Annotated in this window: 19 protein-coding genes; 10 read left to right on the top strand and 9 right to left on the bottom strand. The window is 73.8% G+C overall.

Features of this window, described 5'->3' with window-relative positions; genetic code table 11:
- Positions 1-197 precede the first annotated feature (197 nt).
- The gene (locus tag Asera_RS20105) at positions 198-752 is read left to right on the top strand and encodes a DUF3000 domain-containing protein (protein ID WP_030444677.1); all 555 of its coding nucleotides are present in this window, start codon (positions 198-200) and stop codon (positions 750-752) included.
- Positions 753-815: 63 nt separating this feature from the next.
- On the opposite strand, the gene Asera_RS20100 is transcribed toward Asera_RS20105, so the two are convergent.
- Together Asera_RS20100 and Asera_RS20095 are read right to left on the bottom strand one after the other, a co-directional pair.
- On the bottom strand, positions 816-1,265 hold the full coding sequence (locus Asera_RS20100) for a hypothetical protein (RefSeq protein WP_212804691.1): 450 nt from the start codon (positions 1,263-1,265) through the stop codon (positions 816-818).
- A 504-nt stretch (positions 1,266-1,769) separates the two neighbouring features.
- Positions 1,770-2,711, bottom strand: a complete 942-nt coding sequence (locus Asera_RS20095) for a S1C family serine protease (protein WP_169745798.1) — start codon at positions 2,709-2,711, stop codon at positions 1,770-1,772.
- 849 nt (positions 2,712-3,560) lie between these two features.
- Between Asera_RS20095 and Asera_RS20090 the strand changes: the two genes are divergently transcribed.
- The 3 genes from Asera_RS20090 to Asera_RS20080 all read left to right on the top strand — a co-directional run bounded on the left by Asera_RS20090 (position 3,561) and on the right by Asera_RS20080 (position 8,407).
- A complete protein-coding gene (locus Asera_RS20090; protein WP_084130939.1) occupies positions 3,561-4,856 on the top strand; it encodes an HRDC domain-containing protein in 1,296 nt (431 codons plus the stop codon).
- 261 nt (positions 4,857-5,117) lie between these two features.
- A complete protein-coding gene (locus Asera_RS20085) occupies positions 5,118-6,311 on the top strand; it encodes a thiolase family protein (RefSeq protein WP_030444681.1) in 1,194 nt (397 codons plus the stop codon).
- Positions 6,312-6,316: 5 nt separating this feature from the next.
- Positions 6,317-8,407, top strand: coding sequence for a 3-hydroxyacyl-CoA dehydrogenase NAD-binding domain-containing protein (locus Asera_RS20080; protein ID WP_051801772.1), 2,091 nt, complete (start codon positions 6,317-6,319; stop codon positions 8,405-8,407).
- Between the two features lie 68 nt (positions 8,408-8,475).
- Here the strand turns inward: Asera_RS20080 and Asera_RS20075 are convergent, their stop codons facing one another.
- The 4 genes from Asera_RS20075 to Asera_RS20060 all read right to left on the bottom strand — a co-directional run bounded on the left by Asera_RS20075 (position 8,476) and on the right by Asera_RS20060 (position 12,949).
- On the bottom strand, positions 8,476-8,655 hold the full coding sequence (locus tag Asera_RS20075) for a hypothetical protein (protein WP_212804689.1): 180 nt from the start codon (positions 8,653-8,655) through the stop codon (positions 8,476-8,478).
- On the bottom strand, positions 8,601-10,736 hold the full coding sequence (locus tag Asera_RS20070) for an Hsp70 family protein (protein WP_212804687.1): 2,136 nt from the start codon (positions 10,734-10,736) through the stop codon (positions 8,601-8,603). The genes Asera_RS20075 and Asera_RS20070 overlap by 55 nt, the downstream gene beginning before the upstream one ends.
- Before the next feature lie 85 nt (positions 10,737-10,821).
- A complete protein-coding gene (locus Asera_RS20065; RefSeq protein WP_169745799.1) occupies positions 10,822-11,364 on the bottom strand; it encodes a PadR family transcriptional regulator in 543 nt (180 codons plus the stop codon).
- Between the two features lie 82 nt (positions 11,365-11,446).
- Complete coding sequence (locus tag Asera_RS20060; protein ID WP_030444685.1) at positions 11,447-12,949, bottom strand: M1 family metallopeptidase; 1,503 nt, start codon at positions 12,947-12,949, stop codon at positions 11,447-11,449.
- 221 nt (positions 12,950-13,170) lie between these two features.
- Between Asera_RS20060 and Asera_RS20055 the strand changes: the two genes are divergently transcribed.
- Together Asera_RS20055 and Asera_RS20050 are read left to right on the top strand one after the other, a co-directional pair.
- Positions 13,171-14,763, top strand: coding sequence for an MFS transporter (locus Asera_RS20055; RefSeq protein ID WP_030444686.1), 1,593 nt, complete (start codon positions 13,171-13,173; stop codon positions 14,761-14,763).
- Positions 14,764-14,767: 4 nt separating this feature from the next.
- On the top strand, positions 14,768-15,508 hold the full coding sequence (locus tag Asera_RS20050; protein WP_084130941.1) for a TetR/AcrR family transcriptional regulator: 741 nt from the start codon (positions 14,768-14,770) through the stop codon (positions 15,506-15,508).
- On the opposite strand, the gene Asera_RS20045 is transcribed toward Asera_RS20050, so the two are convergent.
- Positions 15,498-16,550, bottom strand: a complete 1,053-nt coding sequence (locus Asera_RS20045) for an NADP-dependent oxidoreductase (RefSeq protein WP_030444688.1) — start codon at positions 16,548-16,550, stop codon at positions 15,498-15,500. The genes Asera_RS20050 and Asera_RS20045 overlap by 11 nt on opposite strands.
- Before the next feature lie 91 nt (positions 16,551-16,641).
- Here Asera_RS20045 and Asera_RS20040 point away from each other — a divergent pair, with 91 nt between their 5' ends.
- Entirely contained in the window at positions 16,642-17,274 is a 633-nt protein-coding gene (locus Asera_RS20040; RefSeq protein WP_051801718.1) for a TetR/AcrR family transcriptional regulator, read from the top strand.
- Positions 17,275-17,313: 39 nt separating this feature from the next.
- Here the strand turns inward: Asera_RS20040 and Asera_RS20035 are convergent, their stop codons facing one another.
- On the bottom strand, positions 17,314-18,300 hold the full coding sequence (locus Asera_RS20035; protein WP_030444690.1) for an aldo/keto reductase: 987 nt from the start codon (positions 18,298-18,300) through the stop codon (positions 17,314-17,316).
- A 183-nt stretch (positions 18,301-18,483) separates the two neighbouring features.
- Between Asera_RS20035 and Asera_RS20030 the strand changes: the two genes are divergently transcribed.
- Complete coding sequence (locus Asera_RS20030; protein WP_035295412.1) at positions 18,484-19,434, top strand: helix-turn-helix domain-containing protein; 951 nt, start codon at positions 18,484-18,486, stop codon at positions 19,432-19,434.
- Positions 19,435-19,522: 88 nt separating this feature from the next.
- Here the strand turns inward: Asera_RS20030 and Asera_RS20025 are convergent, their stop codons facing one another.
- Entirely contained in the window at positions 19,523-19,921 is a 399-nt protein-coding gene (locus Asera_RS20025; protein WP_030444692.1) for a VOC family protein, read from the bottom strand.
- Between the two features lie 220 nt (positions 19,922-20,141).
- Between Asera_RS20025 and Asera_RS20020 the strand changes: the two genes are divergently transcribed.
- Both Asera_RS20020 and Asera_RS20015 read left to right on the top strand, forming a co-directional pair.
- Entirely contained in the window at positions 20,142-21,107 is a 966-nt protein-coding gene (locus tag Asera_RS20020) for a MerR family transcriptional regulator (RefSeq protein WP_244843958.1), read from the top strand.
- An 86-nt stretch (positions 21,108-21,193) separates the two neighbouring features.
- Positions 21,194-21,781, top strand: coding sequence for a hypothetical protein (locus Asera_RS20015; protein WP_157034631.1), 588 nt, complete (start codon positions 21,194-21,196; stop codon positions 21,779-21,781).

The raw sequence follows: 21,781 nt of genomic DNA, 5'->3' as shown, positions 1-21,781 counted from the left end.
CCTCGCACGCTGCCCGGCGGGCACCGCCGGGTGCCCGCGGCGTACGGCGGCGAAACGCCGCGGTGAGAAACCGGTGCGGTTGCCCACAATCCGGGCGATCAGTGGGTGCGACGGCCCGGACCGACGACGCGTTCGACCCGCGGTCGGGGCCGGCGTGGCCCGGCTGTCATCGCCGTCCCACCCGTTAGTCTCGTGGCATGGCGCCGTCGACCGTGCTGCCCCCCGAGACGTTCACGCGCGCCGTGCAGGGGCTCACCTCGGTCCGGCCGCGGGCGGAGATCGCGCTCGACCCGCTGCCGGCGCCGAAGCGGCTTGCGCCGTTCGCGCACGCGATCGGCGCCACGGTGCTGCGCGACGAGGACGAGGTGTCCACCGGCCGGCTGGTCCTGCTGTACGACCCGCAGGGCCATCCGGCCTGGCAGGGGACGCTGCGGCTGGTCAGTTACCTCACCGCCGAGATCGAGCCGGAACTCGCGGCCGACCCGCTGCTCCCGGCGGTCGGGTGGAGCTGGCTGATCGACGCGCTGGACGCACACGGCGCCGACTACACCGCGATCGGCGGCACCGTCACCCAGACGACGTCCACCCGGTTCGGCGAACTGGCCGGGCCACCGGCCGCCGCCGATCTGGAGATCCGCGCCTCCTGGACGCCGCTGTCCACCGAGCTGGGCGTCCACCTGGAAGCCTGGTGCGCGTTGCTGTCCTCGACCGCCGGGCTGCCACCGCCCGGCGTTGCCGACCTCGCCCGCTGACGGTGATGGGGAGGAGACGTCGTCTCCTCCCCATCACCTGCGATCGCCCGGCGGGCCACCCGGTCAGTTGCCGAGGTAGGCGTCCGCCTTGTTGCACGGCTCGTCGAGCTGCTTGAGCAGCTTGTTGACCTTCTTGTCGTCGTTCTTCGCCGCCGCGGCCAGTGCATCCTCCAGCAGCGTGAGGCACTTGCCGATGGTGTCGCGTTCCTTGGTCACGTCGGCGTTCTTGTCCTTGGCATCGGACAGGTCCGACTTGGCGTCGTCACGCTGCTTCTTGACCGACGTCAGCTCCTTGTTGAGCTTGTCGGCCTTGGTGTTCAGCGTGTCGATCGTCTCCTGGCGCGAGGCGGCGAGCTTCTTCTGCTGGTTGTAGTCGCCGTTCTTCGACACGTACAGCACGGTCATGGTCGCCGACAGGATCAGGAACACCGCGGCGACCGCGGCCAGAACCGGCAGCCACGGGCCCTTCTTGCGCTCGCTCGGTACCGGCGCGAACCGGTTCTCCGGCGGCATGCCACCGGGCCACCCGGGCCCATCGCCGGCAACGCCATGGTGTGCTGCGGACCCTCACCGACCGGCGGCAGCTGCTGTTCCGGCGGGTACGGGCCGGGGGGCGGCCCGTACCCGCCGGGGCCACTGGTCGGCTGCTCGCCGAAGCCGCCGGGACCGCTGGTCGGCGGCGTACCCGGCACCCCGCTCGTGGGCGGGCCGCCGAACCCGCCCTGCGGCGGCAGACCACCCTGTGGCGGCTGCTCGCCGAAACCGCCCATCGGCTGTGGCTGCCCGTACGGGTCGGGCGGCGGCTGGTTGTTCGGCGCTCCGGCGCCCCAACCCGGCTGCTGCGGGTTGTTGTCGGGCGGGAACGGACCACCGGGGTAGCCCGGTTGGCTCATCGTGACTCCTCCTCCATGGGGCGGTCGCCCCCTGCCTCAACGGACCCGGTGGAGGGACTACCAGCGGGCCCTTCCACCGACCCCCACGTGACGATCATCGCTGGTCCGGGCAACCGGGCCGGCATCACTTCCCGCACACCGAGAACTGGTCGCAGGGTACGGAGATCGGGATCGCGAGGCCGATCCCCTCCGCGTCCCTCGCCTTCTCGGTGGCGATACCGACGACCTGCCCGTTCGCGTTCACCACCGGACCACCCGAGTTGCCGGGGTTGATCGCCGCGTCGAACTGGATGAACTTGTCGTCGGTGCCCGGCACCGCACGCTCCGGCGAACTGACCACCCCGGTGGTCACCGATCCGCCCAGCCCCAACGGGGAGCCGACCGCCACGACCGGCTCGCCCGAGCGCACCGGCTTGTCGATCACCTGAAGCACGTGGAAACTCTCGTCGCACTCCAGCAGCGCGATGTCCTTGTCCGCGTCGTACTTGACCACCTTCGCCCGGTACGACCCGCCGGAACGCTCCAGCTTCACCGACTTGCTGCCGGAGTCCAGCAGGTGCTCCACGACGTGGTGGTTGGTCAGCAGGTAGGTGCCACCGCCGGGCGCGGCGCCGACCACGAAGCCGGTGCCCAGATATTCACCGGCGTCCACCTGGAAGACGCTGGGCAGCACCTTCGCCGCGACGCCGGCGGAGTCCAGCGACTTCTTCACCCGCTGTTGCAGGCCGTCGACGTGGTCCTCCAGCTTGGCGAGCCGGCGGTCGCTCTTCTTCTCCGCGGCCGCCGCCGCCTTCTTCTGATCGCCGAGCGCCGAGTTGGTCTCCACCAGCAACACCGTCTGTACGACCGTGACCACGACCAGCACGACCGCGATCACCGCGACCACGGTGCCGAGCCGGCTGCGCTGCGGGGACGGCGCCGGCCAGCCCGGCCCACCGGCCGGCATCGGCTGACCCGGCCCGCCACCGAGCGGCGGCTGACCGCCCGCCGGGGGCTGCACCGACCAGGACGAGGTGGCGTCCGACCACCGGGCGACGCCGTCCGCCGGCGGCTCTCCGCCCGGCATCGGCTGCTGCCCCGGCCCGGGCATCTGCTGGTACGGCCCGGCCGGCTGCGGCGCGGGGCCTGGATACGGCGCACCACCCGCGGCCGGTGGGTACGGCCCGCCGTCGGGCAACGGCGAGTACGGCGCGGCGCCTGGGACGGGTTCCGCGCCGGGGGCGCCAAGGTAGGGGCTCGACCCGCCGGGGTACCCCACCGGCTCCGACGACGGGGGGCCGGCGGGCGTGGCTGCGCCCGGCCCGGCCTCACCCGGCCCAGCCTCACCCGGCCCGGTCTCACCTGCCGCAGTCTCCGCGCCCGGCACGGCGGTCGGCGTCGCGGCGGGGCCCGCCGGGAGGGGTTCCGGAGCGGCCTGCGGGGTCGGCGGCGCCACGGCCGGCGGAGCCGGCGAGTGGGATGCAGCCGGCGGAGCCGGCGAGTGGGACGCGGCCGGCGGGCCGGGCGCGGCCGAGCTGGGGTTCGATACTTCCGGCTGGTCACCCGGGGTGGGCTCGGTCCGGCCGTCCGACGAGTACGGGTCGGTCATCTGACTGCGGTCCTCCACGCTGCGCTGCCCCGGGCGACTGGCGAACGGGGTGGGGTGGTGCCGGCTGAGGCCGGCACCGGCTCGTGCGGCACACGTCCGAGCCGCGGACACACCCGCTGGCACACCGTAGCCGCTGCCCGCCAGTACCGGGAAGAGCCGGTCGGGCGGGCGGAGAGTACCCGACGTCGCCCGGGACCGATACCAGCGGGCGGGTGGTGGCGAACCGGACGGAAACGGCCCCGCCCGAACGGGGTCGGGTCGCACAAAAACGCCCGCCACGGCCGGGGCGGCCGGCGATCGGCGACGGTTTGCCCGTACGGTGGGCGGGTGGTCGACGCATCAACGCCGGTACCGCAGGACGCCGCCGCCCCAGCGCCTGCGGACAGCACGCAGGAGACAGCGGTCGGTGACGCTCCGGCGCCGGTGCTGCTGCGCGAGCCCCGCGAGGGCATCCCCGAGCCGATCGCCGACGCCGCCGCGGTGCCAGAGCTCGCGGCCCGGTTCGCCGCCGGGACCGGCCCGGTCGCGCTGGACGCCGAGCGCGCCTCCGGCTACCGCTACAGCCAGCGGGCCTACCTGGTCCAACTGCGCCGGGCCGGCTCGGGTACGGCGCTGGTCGACCCGATCCCGATCACCGACGCGGGTAGCGATCTGTCTCCGCTGTCGGCCGCGCTGAGCGACACCGAGTGGGTGTTGCACGCCGCCAGCCAGGATCTGGCCTGCCTGGCCGAGCTGAACCTGCGCCCGCGACAACTGTTCGACACCGAGCTCGCCGCCCGGTTGGCCGGGTTCGAGCGAGTCGGGCTCGCGGCGATCACCGAGCGGCTGCTCGGTTTCGCCCTGGAGAAGCAGCACTCGGCGGCCGACTGGTCCACCCGGCCGCTGCCGGCGAGCTGGCTCGCCTACGCCGCGCTGGACGTCGAGCTGCTGGTGGAGCTGCGCGACGCGCTGGACGCCGAGCTGCACCGGCAGGGCAAGTCGCAGTGGGCCGCCGAGGAGTTCGCCGCGCTGGTGCACGGGCTGCCGACCCGGCCGCGGCCGGAGCCGTGGCGGCGCACCTCCGGTATCCACCGGGTCCGCGGTGCCCGCGGCCTGGCCCGGGTGCGCGCGCTGTGGACCGCGCGAGACGAGGTGGCCCGGCGCCGCGACACCGCGCCGGGCCGGGTGCTGCCGGACGCCGCCATCGTCGCGGCCGCCCAGGCCGACCCGGGCGACGAGCGGGAACTGACCGCCGTACCCGGCTTCACCGGCCGCGGCGCGCGCCGCCTCGGCGGTACCTGGTTGACCGCGTTGCAGCAGGCCAAGGCGCTGCCGGCGGGCGAGTTGCCGGCCGTGAGCGTGCCACCGGACGGCCCGCCGCCGACGCACCGGTGGGCCGAGCGCGACCCGGCCGCGGCGGCCCGGCTGTCCCGCGCCCGCGCCGCGGTCGGCGCCATCGCCGCGGACCACACGGTGCCGCCGGAGAACCTGCTCACCCCCGACACCCTGCGCCGGCTCGCCTGGAGCCCGCCGCAACCGGTGGACGCGGCCGCGGTGCAGGCGTTCCTGGCCGACCACGGTGCCCGAGAGTGGCAGATCGGGCTGACCCTGGACGCGTTGACCGAGTCGCTCACCGACGAGTGACGCCGGCCCGCCCACCGGCCAGACACCGAGTCGCCGGCTGGCCCGCTGCCAGCCCAACACACCACACGCACCGCCGGAGCGCCGAGCCGCCGACGGCGGGCCCGTTCTCACCTGCCGGGTCGCCGGTCGCCTGCGCCGGCCGTCGGCGCTGCCAAACCCGGGTATTGCTGTGACCGGTTGCACAGTCGGGGTTGCGTGCAAATCGTTCGTTACTGGCGAGTAGCATCGGGGTAGGAAGCCCGTACCTGCAAGGAGGCTCGCGTGCCCCGTAACGTCCGCGACGTCGTCTTCGTCGACGGCGTGCGCACCCCGTTCGGCAAGGCGGGTGGCATGTACGCGGAGACCCGCGCCGATGACCTGGTCATCCGGTGCATCCGCGAACTGATCCGCCGCCACCCGGAACTGCCGCCCGAGCGCATCGACGAGGTCGCCATCGCGGCGACCACCCAGATCGGAGACCAGGGCCTGACCATCGGCCGCACCGCGGCGCTGTTGGCCGGCCTGCCCAAGACCGTCCCCGGGTACGCGATCGACCGGATGTGCGCGGGCGCGATGACCGCGGTGACCACGGTCGCCTCCGGCATCGCGTTCGGCGCGTACGACGTGGCGCTCGCCGGCGGGGTGGAGCACATGGGCCGGCACCCGATGGGCGAGGGCGTCGACCCGAACCCGCGGATCATCGCCGAGAAGCTGGTCGACCCGTCCGCGCTGATCATGGGCGCCACCGCGGAGAACCTGCACGACCGGCTGCCGGGCATCACCAAGCAGCGCGCGGACGCGTTCGCGCTGGCCAGCCAGCAGAAGGTGGCCAAGGCGTACGCCGAGGGCAAGCTGCAGCCCGACCTGGTCACGATGGCCACCCGCTCGGTCGAGCAGGGCTGGGGCGTCGCCACCAGCGACGAGGCACCGCGCGACACCAGCCTGGAGAAGCTCGCCGGGCTCAAGACCCCGTTCCGACCGCACGGCCGGGTCACCGCGGGCAACGCGGCGGGCCTCAACGACGGCGCGACCTGCTCGATCGTCGCGGCCGAGGAGGTCGCCGCCGAGCTGGGGCTGCCAGCCGCGATGCGGCTGGTCAGCTACGGGTTCGCCGGCGTCGAGCCGGAGGTGATGGGCGTCGGGCCGATCCCGTCGACCGAGAAGGCGCTGCGGCTTGCCGGGCTGTCCATCGACGACATCGGCCTGTTCGAGCTGAACGAGGCGTTCGCGGTGCAGGTGCTCGCGTTCCTCGACCACTTCGGTGTCGCCGACGACGACCCGCGGGTCAACCAGTGGGGCGGCGCGATCGCGCTGGGCCACCCGCTCGCGTCCTCCGGGGTACGGCTGATGACCCAGCTGGCGCGCCAGTTCGCCGAGCACCCCGAGGTGCGCTACGGGCTGACCGCGATGTGCATCGGCATCGGCATGGGCGGCTCGGTCATCTGGGAGAACCCGGCTTGGGAGGGCAACAAGTGAGCGACATTCCGGTGTTCGACAACGAGGTCGTGACCTCGGCGCACGTGCGCTACGTGCCGGTGCCGGCACTGTCCGGCGAGGCCGCGCTGATCACGCTGGACAACGGGTTCGACCACAAGAAGCCGACCTCGCTCGGCCCGGCCGGCCTGGCCAACCTCGAGGCCGCGATGGACGAGATCGAGGCGCACTCCCCCGCGGTGCGGCTGATCGCGGTGACCGGCAAGCCGTTCATCTTCTGCGTCGGCGCCGACGTGACCGGCATGCACCTGCTGCGCGACCGCGAGCAGGCCAAGCTGATCACCAACTACGGCCACCGGGTGTTCGCCCGGTTCCGCGACTCGGCGATCCCGACGTTCGCGTTCGTCAACGGCGCGACGATGGGCGGCGGGCTGGAGCTCGCGCTGCACTGCGACTACCGCACGCTGTCGTCGGGCGTACCGGCGATCGCGTTCCCGGAGTGCTTCCTCGGCATCGTGCCGGCCTGGGGCGGCACCCAGCTGCTGGCCAACCTGATCGGCGCCGACAACGCGGTCAAGGTGATCATCGAGAACCCGCTCAACCAGAACAGGATGCTGCGCGCCAAGCAGGCGTACCAGCTGGGCATCGCCGACCTGCTGCTGGAGCCGGCCGACTTCATCGAGCGGTCGCTGGACTGGGCCGTCTCGGTGGTCGCCGGGCAGACGCAGGTGCAGCGGCGCGAGATCGAGCGCGGCGAGGCGTGGGCGGCGGCGCTGGCCCAGGGCAGGGCGATCGCCGACGTGCGGCTGCACGGCGGCGCACCCGCGCCGTACCGGGCGCTGGAGCTGATGGCGAAGGCGGAGACGGCGCCGTTCGCCGAGGGCACCGCGGCCGAGGACGAGGTCAACGCCGACCTGCTGATGAGCGAGGAGTTCCGCGCCGGGCTGTACTCGTTCGATCTGGTGCAGCGGCGCGCGAAGCGGCCGGCCGGTGCCCCGGACAAGTCGCTGGCCCGCCCGGTGACCAAGGTCGGCGTGCTCGGCGCCGGACTGATGGCAAGCCAGCTCGCGCTGCTGTTCGCCCGCCGGCTGGAGGTGCCGGTGGTGCTCACCGACCTGGACCAGTCCCGGGTCGACAAGGGCGTGGCGTACGTGCACACCGAGGTCGACAAGCTGCTCGGCAAGGGCCGGATCAGCGCCGACAAGGCGAACCGGCTGAAGGCGTCGGTGACCGGCTCGATCGACAAGTCGGTGTTCGCCGACGCGGACTTCCTGATCGAGGCCGTGTTCGAGGACATGGCGGTGAAGAAGGCGCTGTTCAGCGAGATCGAATCGGTGATCGAGTCCGATGCGATCCTCGCCACCAACACCTCGTCGCTGTCGATCACCGAGATGGCCGCGGACCTCAAGCACCCGGAACGGGTCGTCGGGTTCCACTTCTTCAACCCGGTGGCGGTGCTGCCGCTGCTGGAGATCGTCCGCGGCGAGACCACCGACGACGCGACCCTGGCCACCGCCTTCGCGGTCAGCAAGCAGCTGAAGAAGAACTCGGTGCTGTGCACCGACTCGCCGGCGTTCGTGGTGAACCGGCTGCTGACCCGGTTCCTCGGCGAGGTGTTCTCCACCGTGGACGAGGGCACCCCGGTCGAGGTGGCGGACTCCGCGCTGGAGCCGCTCGGGCTGCCGATGAGCCCGTTCGTGCTGCTGCAGTTCGTCGGGATGCCGGTCGCCCACCACGTCTCCGAGACGCTGCACGCGGCGTACCCGGACCGGTTCAAGGTGTCGGACAACCTGGCCCGGCTGATCGAGGCCGGCAAGCCGGGCGTGTACGTGTGGGACGAGCAGGGGCGGCAGTCGGTCGACCCGGATCTCGCCAAGCTGCTGAAGGTCGGCGACACCGTGCTGACCGCCGAGCAGGTACGCGACCGGGCCCTGTCCGCGCTCGCCCAGGAGGCGCGGCTGATGCTGGACGAGGGTGTCGTCGCCGAGGCGGCCGACCTCGACCTGTGCATGATCCTCGGCGCCGGCTGGCCGTTCCACCTGGGCGGCATCACGCCGTACCTGGACCGCACCGGCTACAGCGAGAAGGTCACCGGGAAGCGCTTCCAGCCTCGGGGCGTGGCGAGCCTTCCCGCCTGAGCCACGCCGCGACGTCGCGCGGCGCCCGGGTCGACCGACCGGGGCGCCGCGCTGGCGTGGCAGCGCGATCAGCGCCCGCCGGCGACCGGGGTGGCGCCGCGCCGGACCAGCCACACCGCCAGGGCCGCCACCGGCACGGTCACCGGCACGATCAGCACCGGCTCCCCCCACAGGCGGTAACTGATCAGTCCGGTCAGGATCTGCTCCGCCAGCAACCCGCCGGACAGCGCCGCCGCCGTACCGAACACCGCCAACAGCGCCCCTCCGGCGATCGTCGTACCGAGGCTTCGGGGGCGAAGGGGTCGCCGCCCATCCGACGGGCGAACCGCACCGTCACGGCAACGACCACCGCCAGGATCAGCACGATCTCGACCGGAAGCGGGAACCCGTCGTCCGTGCGGTACGCCAGCTCCAGGATCGTGCCGAGCAGCAGCGCCCAACCCAGACCCGCCCACCCGGGCAGCCGCGACGCCCGCCGACCCGGCCCGGCCGGCAGGTTCGCCACCGTCCGCTGCACCAGCGCGATCGCGCCGGCCGCGAACGCCGCCGACCCCAGCCAGATCACCGTGCTCACCGGATCCTCCACGAAGGGCGGCACCCCGTGGCGCAGCAGCGGCAGCAGGAGCCCGGTGGCGAGCGATCCGGTCGCACCGAACAGCGAGAGCACGACCGCGCCGGCGACCAGCTGCGCACGCGCCGGCCTCGGGGTACCCGGCGGCGGGCGCCAGCGAAGCCACGGCCGGACCCACCGCACGGCGGCGGCGACGGCCAGCGACAGCACACCCCCGAACGTGGCCGTGTAGAGCACCCACAGCGGAAGCACGAACCGTGGCTCCAACAGCCGCATGCCGAGCGCGGTCGCGATCGCGCCGGCGTAGAAGCGCCAGGCCGGCCACCGCAGCCGCACGTCCTCTGCCGCGTCCGTCCGCCCGGTGTTCGGCGGGGTGCCGACCGTCGCGACCGAACCGACCCCGGTCGACTCGGCTGCACCGGCGAGCCGCAACGCGGCGGCCGGATCCGTCCGGGGCTCAGTCGCCGCGGGGCCGACGGCGCGCCGCGGGTGCTCGGCCGGTACCGCCGTCGCACCGGACGGCGCGACCGCGTCGGTGTCCGGCACCGCGGCACCGTCACCGGCCACCACGACCGGCCCCGGACGGGCGGCGCGGTCGGCTCCCGGCCAGGCGCCGCGGTCGGCCTCCGGCGAGGCGGCCCGGTCGGCCTCCGGCCAGGCGGCGTCGGCTTCGGGCCGGGCGGCGGTGGTGCGCAGGGCGCCTTCGGCGACGACGGTTTCGGGCTGGTCCAGGGCATCCGGGGCGACCCGGGTGGCGCGGTGCACGGTGGTGGCGGCCAGCGGTACCCGGGACGAGCCGCCGACCAGGAAGATCCCGGCCAGGTCGGCGCGGCCGATGCCGACCCGCTCGATCAGCCGGGCGGTCAGCTCGGCCGCCTGGGCGAGCTTCGGGCCGGCCGCGGCCTCGAACTCCTCCCGGGCGATCTGCACGTCCCGGTCGAACAGCGGCACGAACAGGCCGGCGGAGCTGCGCCGGGACAGCATCTCCTTGGCCGCCCGGGCGTCGTCCCACAGCGTCCGGAAGGCGCGCCGGTCGGCGGCGCTGGCCGGATCGGTCAGCCGGCGCCACAGCTCCGGATCGCCGGCCGAGACGGCGGCGCCGACCCGCTGCACCACCACCTCGTCCAGGTCCAGCCCGCCGAGGGTGGCGAGCCCGTCCACGTCCACCACCTCGTAGCCGTCCGGGGTGCGGCGCACCGCCGAGACGTCGAACGTGCCGGCGCCCAGGTCGTACACGACGAGTTGCTGGCCCGGTCCGAGCCGGTGCCCCAGGACCGAGGTGAAGTACGCGGCGGCGGCGACCGGCTCGGGGACCAACCGGGGCGCGGGTAGCTCGGCCAGCGATGCGGCCTCGTGCAACACCCCGCGGCGCGGCGCCGCCCACGCGGCCGGGTAGGTGAGGATCAGCCGGTCCGGGGTCGTGCCGGCCGAACGCCGGGACTCGCCGGCGACCAGCCGCAGCGTGGCCGCCACCGCCTCGGCGACCGGTACCTCGGTGTCGCCCAGCAGCAGCGTGCCGTCGGCGGCGCGGCTCTTCGGGGACGGCTCGTAGCGGGCCGGGTCCAGCCGGGCGCTGTGCACGGCGTCCCGGCCGGCGAGCAGCGTGCCGTCGGCCTCCCGGTACACCGCGGAGGGCAGCAGCGGGGAGCCGTCGAACAGCACCGGCCGAACCCGGCCGTCCGGCCAGCGCAGCACGGCGACGGTGTTCGACGTTCCGTAGTCGATACCCAGCGCCACGCCGGTCAATGGATCTTGCATGGCCCGGAGTGTAAGGGCACCCGGAAAGGTGCGGAACCATCCCTTGTGGACAGTGGTCGGCGCGGGAGCGACCAACCCGTCCCGGTCAGTCCGGAAGCCGCCCGATCAGCCAGCGCAGCCAGTCGAGTACGTACCGCTCGGAGCCGATGCCGTTGAGCACCGTGGCGTAGTCGACGAACCGCTGGCTGGTCGGGTCTTCCGGCGTGCCGTCCGCCTCGAACTCCGCCTGCACCGCCAGGTAGTGCGCCAGCGACGCCTCGCGCCGCTCGAGCTCGGCGGTGAGCATCTCGCGCAGCGCCGCCGGATCGGCGAGCCAGCCGTTGTACACCCGCAGCAGCAGCTCGTCGTGCGGCTGCGGGGCCGGCAGCGGGCTCGCCGCCCACTCGGCGAGCGCGGCCCGGCCGGCCGGGGTCGCCGAGTACAGCTTCTTGTCGTGCGGCCCCGGGCCCGGCTCGGTGCGGTACTCGGCCCAGCCCGCCTCGACCAGCTTGCGCAGCGTTCCGTGGATCTGCGCGTGACCGGCGTTCCAGAAGAAGCCGATCGGCTCCCGCATCAGCTGCGCCACCCGGTAGCCGCTGAGCGGGCGGCGGGCGAGCAGACCGAGGATCGCGAATCCCAGCGTGTTCACCCGCCACATCCTGCCTGCCAGCAGCGCCGGCCGTGTCACCTGCCGGCAAGCCGGCCCGGGTCGGTCGGTTCCGGCGGCCGGCTCAGCCGACCGGGTCGGTCGTCCAGTCCGGGTGCCCGGGCATCGGCGGGGTGTGCGTGCCGTACAGCCAGGCGGTCAGGAAGCCGTGCAGGTCGCGGTGCGCGACCGAGCTGGCCAGCGCGATGAACTGCCGGGTGCTGCCGGTGCCGCCGGCGTACCGGGCGGCCCAGGCGCGTTCGATCGCGGTGAACCGGGCCGCGCCGACCTTCTCCCGCAGCGCGTAGAGCACCAGTGCGCCACCGTCGTACACGTTGTCGTTGAACAGGTTGGCCGCCGACGGTTGCGCGATGGGCCCGTACTGGCTGCGCCAGGTGTCGCCCTTCGTGTACGCGGTGTGCATCCGGTCGACGAAGCTCGCGTAGCCCTCGCGATCGGCCCAGCTCGCCTCGTAGTAACTGGCATGGCCCTCGTTGAGCCAGACGTCCGCCCAGCGCGCCGGGGCCACCGAGTCGCCGTACCACTGGTGGGCGAGCTCGTGCGCGAGCACCGGCGACCAGTACGACTGCGGCAGCGCACCGAACATCCCGGCCGAGGTGAGCGTCAGCGTCTGGCACTCCAGCGCGAAGCGGAAGTTCGCCGGCGCCGCGAGCACGCCGTAGGTGGCGAACGGGTAGCTGCCGGCCTGTTGCCGCATCCAGGCCAGCTGCGGCCCGGTCACGGCCAGGTCGTTGCCCAGCGTGCCGGCCATCGAGGTCGGCACCACGTTGCGGATCGTGGTGTGGTCCGGACCGGGCGCGGTCTGCACCGTGTAGTGGCCGACCGCGACCTGCACCAGCTCGGTGGCCATCGGTACCCGCTGCTGGTAGGTCCAGGTGGTCTCGCCGCCGTGCTCGTGGCGCCCGGCGGGCACGCCGTTGGCGACGGCGGTCAGCCCGTCGGGCGCGGTCACCCGGAACGTGTAGCCGGCCTTGTCGCTGGGATGGTCGCTGCCGGGAAACACCGACCGGGCGCAGCTGGGTTGGCCGGCGGTGACGAACCCGTCGCTGGTGGGCAGCCAGCCCGAGGTGATCGGGCTGTTCGGCGGCGCGCAGTGGTGGGTGGCGGCCGGGTCGGCCCGGTAGTCGACGGTGACCCGGAAGCGGTGACCGCGGTGCAGCGAGCGGGCCGGGGTGACGACCAGCTCGTCGCCGTCCCGCCGGTAGCCGGCCGCCCGGCCGTCGACGGTCAGGCCGGTGACCGTGTTGCCGTCGAAGTCCAGGTCGAACCGGGACAGCGACTGCGTCGCGCGGGCGGACACGGTGGCGCGGGCGGTCACCGTACGGTCGTCCGGCCGGTAGCGCATCGCGAGGTCGTAGTGCGTGACGTCGAAGCCGCCATTGCCCTCGTCCGGGAACAGCGGGTCGCCGATGCCGGCCGCGCCGGGGGTGCCACCACCGTTGGCGCCGGGCAGGTGTCCGGGCGGCGCGGCGCTCGCCGGAGTGACGGCCACCACCAGCGCGGCGGCCACCAGTACCGCGGCGTGTCCGGTGCCGCGGCGCCATCGTCCAGGTCTGTCGGCGGTCATGTGCGCCCCCTCGTCGTCGCCCGACGGACATCGCACCTCGCGACCGGATCAGCATGGTCCAGCCGACACCTGTATGTCAATGCCGACATAGTCGTCACGCATCGACCGAACGGCTATTCCCGCGCCGGCGCAGGTGTGGGTTACGAGACAAACCAGTTTCGTAATCTGGCTCGGCGGTCTAATTTCGTTACGACACAGTCTCGTATCTGAATCGGAGTGACATGGACACGGCCGAGAACAGTGGGCACCCCCGCCGCTGGCTGATCCTCGGGGTCATGGTCGTCAGCCTGCTGGTGGTCGTCCTCGACAACACGGTCCTGAACGTGGCGATGAAGGTCATCGCCGACCCCAAGGCCGGCCTGGGCGCCTCCCAGAGCCAGCTGGAGTGGGCCATCAACGCCTACACCCTCGTCTTCGCCGGGCTGCTGTTCAGCTTCGGTATCCTCGGCGACCGGCACGGCCGGCGCCGCATCCTCATCGCCGGCCTGGTGGTCTTCGGCCTCGCGTCGCTGGTCTCGGCGTACGCGACGTCGCCCGGCGCGCTGATCGCCGCCCGAGCGCTGATGGGTCTCGGTGGCGCCGCCGTCATGCCGGCGACGCTGTCGATCATCTCCAACGTGTTCGATCCGCGCGAGCGCGCCCGTGCCATCGGCATCTGGGGTGGCTCGGTCGGCCTCGCCATCGCGATCGGCCCGATCCTGGGCGGCTTCCTGCTGGAGCACTTCTGGTGGGGCTCGGTCTTCCTGATCAACGTGCCGATCGTGGCTCTCGGCCTGGTCGCGATCGTGACGCTGGTACCGGAGTCGCGCAACCCGAACCCGGGCAAGATCGACATCATCGGCGTGCTGATGTCCATCGTCGGCCTCGTCGCCCTGGTGTACGGCGTGGTGCACGGCGGTGACCACGGCGACTGGGGCAGCCCGACGGTCTGGGGTCCGCTCGCCGCCGGCGTGCTGATCCTCGCCGCCTTCATCGCGTACGAACGCCGGATCAGTTACCCGGCGCTGGACGTCAAGCTGTTCCGCGACCCGCGGTTCTCCGCCGCGGTCGGCGCCACCGGCCTGATGTTCTTCGCCGCGATGGGCACGTTCTTCTTCTCGGTGTTCTACATCCAGAACGTCCGCGGCTTCACACCGCTCGAGGCCGGCCTGCTGATGCTGCCGTTCGCCGCCGCCCAGGTGGTGTTCGCGCCGCTGAGCTCCCGGCTGGTCGCCCAGCGCGGGGCGAAGCTGGTCTGCAGCATCGGCATGGTGCTGGTGGCGATCTCGCTCGCCGGGTTCACCCAGCTGGACGCCGACACCCCGCTGTGGGTGCTGGAGGTGCTGTTCTTCGTCCAGGGCGTCGGGATGGCGAACGTGACCCCACCGGCCACCGAGGCGATCATGTCGGTACTGCCGCGGGAGCGCGCCGGCGTCGGCTCGGCGATCGGCAACACCGTCCGGCAGGTCGGCGGCGCACTCGGCGTCGCGGTCCTCGGCTCGGTGCTGGCCTCGGTCTACCGCGGTCAGATCACCCCGCACCTGACCGGGCTGCCGGACGCCGCCCGGGCCACCGCGGCGGAGTCGCTGCCGGCGACCGACGGTGTCGCCGCGGCGATGGGCCCGGCCGGCCGGGCCCTGATCGAACCGGCCAACCAGGCGTTCCTGTCCGCGATGCACGCCGCGGCCGCCGGCTCGGCCATCGTCGCGGTACTCGGCGCTGTGGTGGTACTGCGCTGGCTGCCCGGGCGCTACACCGCCCAGCACCGGCACGTACCCGCGCAGCGGTCGGCACCCGACCGGGTGGCCGAGACGGCGGGTAGCCGGCGAGAATAGTGACGTGAGCACGCGCGAGAGCACCGCTGCGCGGCCGCCCGGGCGGCCGCGCAGCGCCCGCGTCGACGAGGCGATCGTCGACGCGGTGCTCGATCTCATCGCCGAGGGCACCACGGTCGAGGCGCTCTCCATGGACGCGGTCGCGGCTCGGGCCGGCGTCGGTAAGGCCACCGTCTACCGCCGCTGGCCGAACAAGGAGGCACTGGTCTCCGACGCCATCGTCGCCCTCAAGGGCGACGTCCCGACGCCGCGGGGCGAATCGGTCCGGACCGACCTGATCTCGCTGCTCACGCTGGTGGGCCGGGCGAACAACCGGGCCGGCAAGATCATGCCGTGCCTGATGCCCGAGATCAAGCGCAATCCGGCCCTCTACCAGCGGTACATGGACTGGATGGAGAAGCGCCGCGAGGTGATCCGGGACGTGCTGCGCCGCGGCATCGCCACCGGCGAGCTCGACCCGGAGCTGGATGTCGAGCTGGCGCTCGCCGCGCTGACCGGCCCGATGACGCTGCAAAGCGCGCTGCGCTGGCATCCGCACCTGCCCAAGGAACGGCTGGCCGAGCGGCTGGTCGACATGATGCTGGCCGGCATCGCCGGCCCGGCCGACCGAGCCCGCAGCGCCGAAACGACCGACCGCGCCCGCAGCGCCGAAACGACCGACCGAGCCCGCAGCGCCGAAACGACCGACCGAGCGCACCCGGTCGACCGTTCCGCCGACCCCGCCGGCGCGCCCGTCACGCCATGACGACGAGCTTGCCGCGCACGTGCGTGCCGACCAGGTCGGCGTACGCGCGCGGCGCCTCCGACAGCCGGTAGCGCCGGCCGATGGTGGACGGCAGCGTGCCGTCCACCGCGTACCGGGCGAGCAGGTCCAGATCGCCCGGCCCGGCGGCGGCGTACACGTTGTCGACGTGCACCGCCATCCCGGCGAACGCGGCCGGGTCGGGGCTCGGGAACGCCGCGTTCAGCACCCTGCCGCCGGCCCGCAGCACCCGGCTCGTGGCCGGCAGCGCCGAGCCGGGCAGCGCCAGGTTGACCAGCACGTCGACGCCCTCCGGGTGGCGTCGCCGCAGCTCGGCGACCAGGTCGACGTCCCGGTAGCCGATCACCTCGGCCGCGCCGAGCGCGCGCAGGTACCCCTCGTCGGCGGCGACGCCGGTGGCGAGCACCCGCGCGCCGGCCGCCGCCAGCAGCGGCACCACCGCGCCGCCGACGCCGCCGGCCGCACCGATCACCAGTACCGTCCGGTCCTGCCCGGCGCGCGGGCGGGCCGGGCCGGAACCACCGGCCGGGTCGCCGGCGGACACCGGCTCGATGCCGGCGGCGCGCAGGATGGCGAGCGCGGTGAGACCGGCGATCGGCAGGGTGGCGGCGTGCTGCGGGTCGAGCCCGGCCGGGCGCCGGGCGATCGCCGCGGTGTCCGCCTCGAACACGGCGTACTCGGCCATGGTGCCGGTGGTCAGCGACGGCGGATCGGCGAGCATGGTGGCCATCCGGCCGGTGGCGCGCGGCAGCCCGACGCCGAAGACCTGCTCCCCCACCGCGTACCGGTCGACGCCGGGGCCGAGTTCGGTGACCGCGCCGGCGAAGTCGCTGCCCAGCACGTACGGGAACTGCAACGGTGTCAGGTCGCGGAGCACCCCGCTGAGCGTGCGCAGGTCCGCGGGATTGAGCGCGGTGGCCCCGATGCGTACCTGGATCTGCCCCGGGCCGGGCCGCGGCACCGCGACGTCGTCGACGGAAAGCGCGTCGGGTCCGCCGTACCCGTGAGCCACCACTGCCTTCATCTGTTCCTCCGAAACTTGACCGCACGGTCATGTTGTTTCGGACCCTAACACGGAACATGACCACGCGGTCAACTTGCGCTAGGGTGGGCGCATGCCCCGCGCCGACGCCGCCCGCAACCGACAGTCCGTGCTGAGCGCGGCGTCCGCAGAGCTCGCCGCCCACGGACTCGACGTCTCGATGGCCCGCATCGCGGCCCGGGCCGGCGTGGCCAAAGGCACCGTGTTCAACCACTTCCCCACCAAGGAGGACCTGGTCGCGGAGATCTTCGCCGACCGCATCGGCGGCCTGGTCGCGCTCGGCGCCGGGCTGCGCGGCGCGGACGACCCGGCGGACGCGCTGCTGCGGTTCATGGCCGCCGGCATCGAGTTGCAGGCCAACGACCGCTCGTTCTGCGAGGCGGCCACCTCGATCGTGCGGACCGACACCCGGGTACGGGCGGCGAGCGCCCGGCTGGCCGAGACCGCCGAGGAGCTGACCCGGCGGGCCCGCGACGCGGGCGCCATCCGTACCGACGTCACCGGGCACGACGTCGTGTTGCTGTTCAACGCCGCGGCCCAGGCCGCCGCACCCCTCGGCGCCGCGGTGCCCGGCCTGTGGCGGCGCTACCTGTACCTGATCTTCGACGGTCTCCGACCGGAGTCCGCCCGCACGCTACCCGTCGCGGCGCCCACGGCCGCCGACTTCACCGCCGCGGCCGCCGGCCGACCCCGGCCGAGCCGCTGAGGTCGGCCGGGGTCACCGCCGGGCTCTGTCGGGCCGGCGTCAGCCCTGGTTGGGCATGCCGGCCCGCACGTAGCGCTCGCCGGTCGCCTTGCCGTCGAAGGCGCCGGTCAACGCGCTCAGCTCGGCGTCGGTCAGCCGCAGCTGCGCGGCGCCGATGTTGTCGCGCAGGTACTTCGACCGCTTCGTACCGGGGATCGCGACGACGTTGTCGCCCTGGGCCAGCACCCAGGCGAGGGCGACCTGCGCCGACGTCGCGTCGTGCGCCTGCGCCACCCGGCGTACCTCGGCGAGCAGCGGCAGGTTCGCGTCCAGCGCACCGTCGGCGAACCGCGGGTTGCTGCGCCGGAAGTCGTCCGGCGCCAGGGTGTCCAGCCCGGCGATGGCGCCGGTCAGGAACCCGCGGCCGAGCGGCGAGTACGCCACCAGCGTGGTGCCCAGCTCGCGGGCGGTGTCGAGCAGGCCGTTGTGCAGCACGTCCTGGCTCCACAGCGACAGCTCCATCTGCGCCGCGGCGATCGGATGCACCGCGTTCGCCCGGCGCAGCAGATCCGGGCCGATCTCGGACAGGCCGAGCTGGGCCACCTTGCCGGCGGCGACCAGTTCGGCCATCGCGCCGACGGTGTCCTCGATCGGGGTCACGCCGTCCCAGCGGTGCATGTAGTACAGGTCGATCCGGTCGATGCCGAGCCGGTGCAGCGACGCGTCGACCGCGCGCCGCACGTACTCCGGCGACGTGTCGATGCGCCGGGTGTCCCCCTCGCGCACGATCGCGAACTTCGTGGCGAGCACGGCGTCGTCGCGGCGGTCCGCGAGCACCCGGCCGACCAGGCGTTCGTTGTGCCCCCTGCCGTACATGTCGGCGGTGTCGAGCAGCCGCACGCCGGCGTCCAGCGCCTCGTTGATCACCTGCTCGGACGCCGCGTCGTCGCCCTTGCCGTAGAACTCGCTCATCCCCATCAGGCCGAGCCCGACCACCGGGACCCGAGGGCCGTCGGTGCCGAGCTGGCGGGTCGGTTGTGCAGTCACGTGGACGTCCTTCCCTGCTGTCACGGCCGGTGCCGCGACCCTGCCATCGCGGCGAGCGCCGCGTTCTGGCACCACTCTGCGCCGGCCCGCGGCCCGGTGACAGGGCGAACCGTGACGAGCAACGCCGTTCCTGGGTGCCGCAGGGTCACCCACCGCCGGCGCGGCGCTGCCAGACTGGTCGGTATGGCAGCCGACAACCGTCGCCGAACGCAGGACCGCGCCGGGCTGGGGGAGTTCCTGCGGGCCCGCCGGGCCCGGGTGACCCCGGCCGAGGTCGGGCTCGCGCCGGGCCCCGGCCTGCGCCGCACTCCCGGGCTGCGGCGCGAGGAGCTGGCCGCGGTGGCCGGCGTCAGCGTCGACTACTACATCCGGCTGGAGCAGGGCAAGGAGACCCGGCCCAGCGCCGCGGTGCTGGACGCGCTGGCCCGGGCGCTGCGGCTGGACACCGACGAGCAGGCGCACCTGCACGCGCTCGCCGAGCAGGCGGCCCGGCACTCGACGGCGGCGCCGCAGCCGACCCCGGCGCGTACCGTCCGGCCGGTGCTGCGGCGGATGCTGACCAGCCTGCTGCCGGCCCCGGCGTACGTACTGAGCCGCACCAGTGACATCCTCGCGGCGAACCCGCCCGCGCTGCGGCTGTTCGCCGGTCTGGCCGAGTGGCCGGCCGAGCGGCGCAACACGGTGCGCTACCTGTTCCTGCATCCGGCGGCACGTTCGCTGTTCCCGCAGTGGGAGCGGGTCGCCGCGGAGAGCGTCGCGCACCTGCGCACCGTCGCCGGTACCGACCCGGACGCACCCGACCTGACCGCACTGGTCGGCGAGCTCGTCGTCAAGTCCGACGAGTTCGCCACCATGTGGCGCCGCTACGACGTGCGGATCAAGGCGACCGGCCGCAAGGAGTACGAGCACCCGGACGTCGGCCGCTTCGGCCTGGACTACGAGGTGCTCTCCCCTGCCCGCGCGGACGGCCAGCGGCTCGTCGCGTACCAGGCCGAGCCGGGGACACCGGACCACGACGCCATGCTGCTGCTGGCACTCGCCGCCGGCGCCGACGGCCCGGGACCGGCGACCACCACCCGGCACCGCGCCGCTCCGGCGCCCGACCCGGCCACCGGCCGGGGCACGGACGACTGATCGCGCTCGCCCCGCCCGACCCGGTCACGCGGTCCGGCCGGCCGCCCGGCGGTCGGTCGAACCGGTCGGTCAGTCCCGCCGGGGCGTCTCAGTCCCGCCGGGGCGTCGCGGCCACCTCGGCCGCGGAGCGCTCCACGCAGAACTCGTTGCCCTCCGGGTCGGCGAGCACGACGAAGCCGCGCCCGTCCTCCCGCCGGTGGTCGGCGAACAGCGTGGCACCGAGCGCGAGCGCCCGGTCGACCTCCTGGTCCCGGGTGCGGCCGCCGCTCGGCTGCAGGTCCAGGTGCACGCGGTTCTTGACCGTCTTGCCCTCCGGCACGGTGACGAACAGGATCGCCGGGCCGCCGTCCGGCGCCTCGACCAGCGCCTCCGGGTCACCGGGCAGGTCCTCGACACTCATCGGCCGGCCCAGCAGCGCCGACCAGAACCTGCCCAGCTGGTACGGGTCCGCCGCGTCGACGGTGATGTGACGTACTACGGGATGCATCCACAAGCTCCTTGTCCGGGTGCGCTTCCAGCCTCTATGTCGGGAAGCGCGGTGCGAAGACTCGACACGCTCACCACACCTCCTCTCGCCGGGGCCCGAAGCGCACTCGCACCGGACCTGCGCACTGTCTACCCGGCCGGCCCGGGCCCGACCAGGCAATTCGTCGACGACGAAGATCACACTGGAGTCTCCACCGACGGGAGAGGGCACGGTCGAGGACGTGAGCGAGCACGACCAGCCGGGCACCGGTACGGCGGCGCTGTCCATCGGGGCGTTGTCGCGGCGCACCGGGCTGCCGGTCAAGACCATCCGGTACTACTCCGACCTCGGCCTGCTGCCGGTCGCCGGGCGCACCAGCGCCGGGTACCGCCGGTACGACGAGGCGGCGGCGGCCCGGCTGGCGCTGATCCGCACCCTGCGCGAACTGGGGTTGGGCCTCGCGCCGATCCGCCGGGTACTGGACCGGCAGGCCGCGCTCGCCGACGTCGCCGCGGCGCACGCGGACGCGCTGGAGCAGCAGATCCGGATCCTCCGGCTGCACCGCTCGGTGCTGCGCGCGCTCGCGGTCCGCGAACCCGACCTCACGGAGGTGGAACGAATGAACGACATCGCCCGCGCGTCGGCCGCCGAGCGGCACCGGATCTCCGAGGAGTTCCTGGACCACGTGTTCGCCGGGCTGCGCGTCGACCCGCAGTTCGAGCAGCTGATGCGCCGGGCTCGACCCGACCTGCCGGACGATCCGACGCCGGAGCAGCTCGACGCCTGGATCGAACTGGCGGATCTGTTGGCCGACAACGACTTCCGGGCGCGGGTCAGGCAGATGGCCGAGCAGCACTCGGCCGACGAGCAGATGGTGGCCGGCCGGCGGGACTCCCGGTCCTCGGCCGAGGTGGCCGAACGGGTCGCCGCGCTGGCCGGGGCGGCGCTCGATGCCGGTGTCGACCCGGCGTCGGCCGCGGCGGCGCCGGTGGTGGCCGAGCTGGTCGGCGTGTTCGCCGCGCACGACGAGCGCACCGACACGCCCGAGTACCGGGCGTGGATCCGCGCCTCGATCGGGGGCGGCACCGACGCCCGCGCCGAGCGGTACTGGCAGTTGCTCGCGGTCATCAACGGCTGGCCGGCGGTGCCGACCCGGGTCCCGGCCTGGGAGTGGTTCGCCGCCGCCCTCGCCGTCCACACCGGATGATCTGGCGGGATCCGTTTCGCCACAACGGATCCCGTCACCGACACACGGTACCCCCGGTGGGCGCCGGTTTCCGCTATCGTGTCCGCGTGTCCACCTCCCCCTGGGGCGTCGTGCGCCGCCCGCCCATCGTGCTGGCGGCCCTGGTCGCCGCCTCCGTCGCCGGGCTCGCCGGGCTGGCCATGCTGGTCACCTACCCGGTCGCCCGGTCCGCCATCGGGACGATCGTGGTCGGCCCCGGCACGCACAACCCCCGCCTAGACCTGCGGGATGCTGCGGTCATCACCGCCGTGTTCGGCGCGGTGGCCCTGGTCGTCGCCGCCGCGTCGGTCTGGCTGCTGCTTCGGCCGCGCCGCAACGCCAAGACCTGGCTCGTGATCGGCTGGGTGGTTTCGGCCTGCGGCCAGCTGCTCGGCTTCGCCGGCGGTTCGGGCGACAACTTCCAGGGCGTGCTGCCCGCGTTCTACCCTCCCCTGCAGTACGGCACCGGCCTCGCCATCGTGGTGCTCGCGGTGCTGATGATCGTGCTGCTGGCGCTGCGCCCGACCACCGCCTACCTGGACGCGGCGACCCCGGCCACCCCCGGCGCCGACGAGCAGGTCTTCGACCTCAAGCGGGTCGGCCCGTCCAGCCGAGCCGGCGGGTCAGCGCGGCTCGTGGGCCGGGGCCGTTCTTGA

This window comes from Actinocatenispora sera (assembly GCF_018324685.1).
Taxonomy (GTDB): domain Bacteria; phylum Actinomycetota; class Actinomycetes; order Mycobacteriales; family Micromonosporaceae; genus Actinocatenispora; species Actinocatenispora sera.
Note: the sequence above shows the minus strand (reverse complement) of the source record. Positions and strands in the feature narration are given on the sequence as shown.

What these genes read in the sequence shown, in the direction of transcription:
- Asera_RS20105 (WP_030444677.1), top strand. Translation starts at nt 198, where the DNA reads ATGGCGCCGTCGACCGTGCTGCCCCCCGAGACGTTCACGCGCGCCGTG.
- Asera_RS20100 (WP_212804691.1), bottom strand. Translation starts at nt 1,265, where the DNA reads ATGCCGCCGGAGAACCGGTTCGCGCCGGTACCGAGCGAGCGCAAGAAG.
- Asera_RS20095 (WP_169745798.1), bottom strand. Translation starts at nt 2,711, where the DNA reads ATGCCGGGCGGAGAGCCGCCGGCGGACGGCGTCGCCCGGTGGTCGGAC.
- Asera_RS20070 (WP_212804687.1), bottom strand. Translation starts at nt 10,736, where the DNA reads ATGCAAGATCCATTGACCGGCGTGGCGCTGGGTATCGACTACGGAACG.
- Asera_RS20060 (WP_030444685.1), bottom strand. Translation starts at nt 12,949, where the DNA reads ATGACCGCCGACAGACCTGGACGATGGCGCCGCGGCACCGGACACGCC.
- Asera_RS20055 (WP_030444686.1), top strand. Translation starts at nt 13,171, where the DNA reads ATGGACACGGCCGAGAACAGTGGGCACCCCCGCCGCTGGCTGATCCTC.
- Asera_RS20045 (WP_030444688.1), bottom strand. Translation starts at nt 16,550, where the DNA reads ATGAAGGCAGTGGTGGCTCACGGGTACGGCGGACCCGACGCGCTTTCC.
- Asera_RS20040 (WP_051801718.1), top strand. Translation starts at nt 16,642, where the DNA reads ATGCCCCGCGCCGACGCCGCCCGCAACCGACAGTCCGTGCTGAGCGCG.
- Asera_RS20030 (WP_035295412.1), top strand. Translation starts at nt 18,484, where the DNA reads ATGGCAGCCGACAACCGTCGCCGAACGCAGGACCGCGCCGGGCTGGGG.
- Asera_RS20025 (WP_030444692.1), bottom strand. Translation starts at nt 19,921, where the DNA reads ATGCATCCCGTAGTACGTCACATCACCGTCGACGCGGCGGACCCGTAC.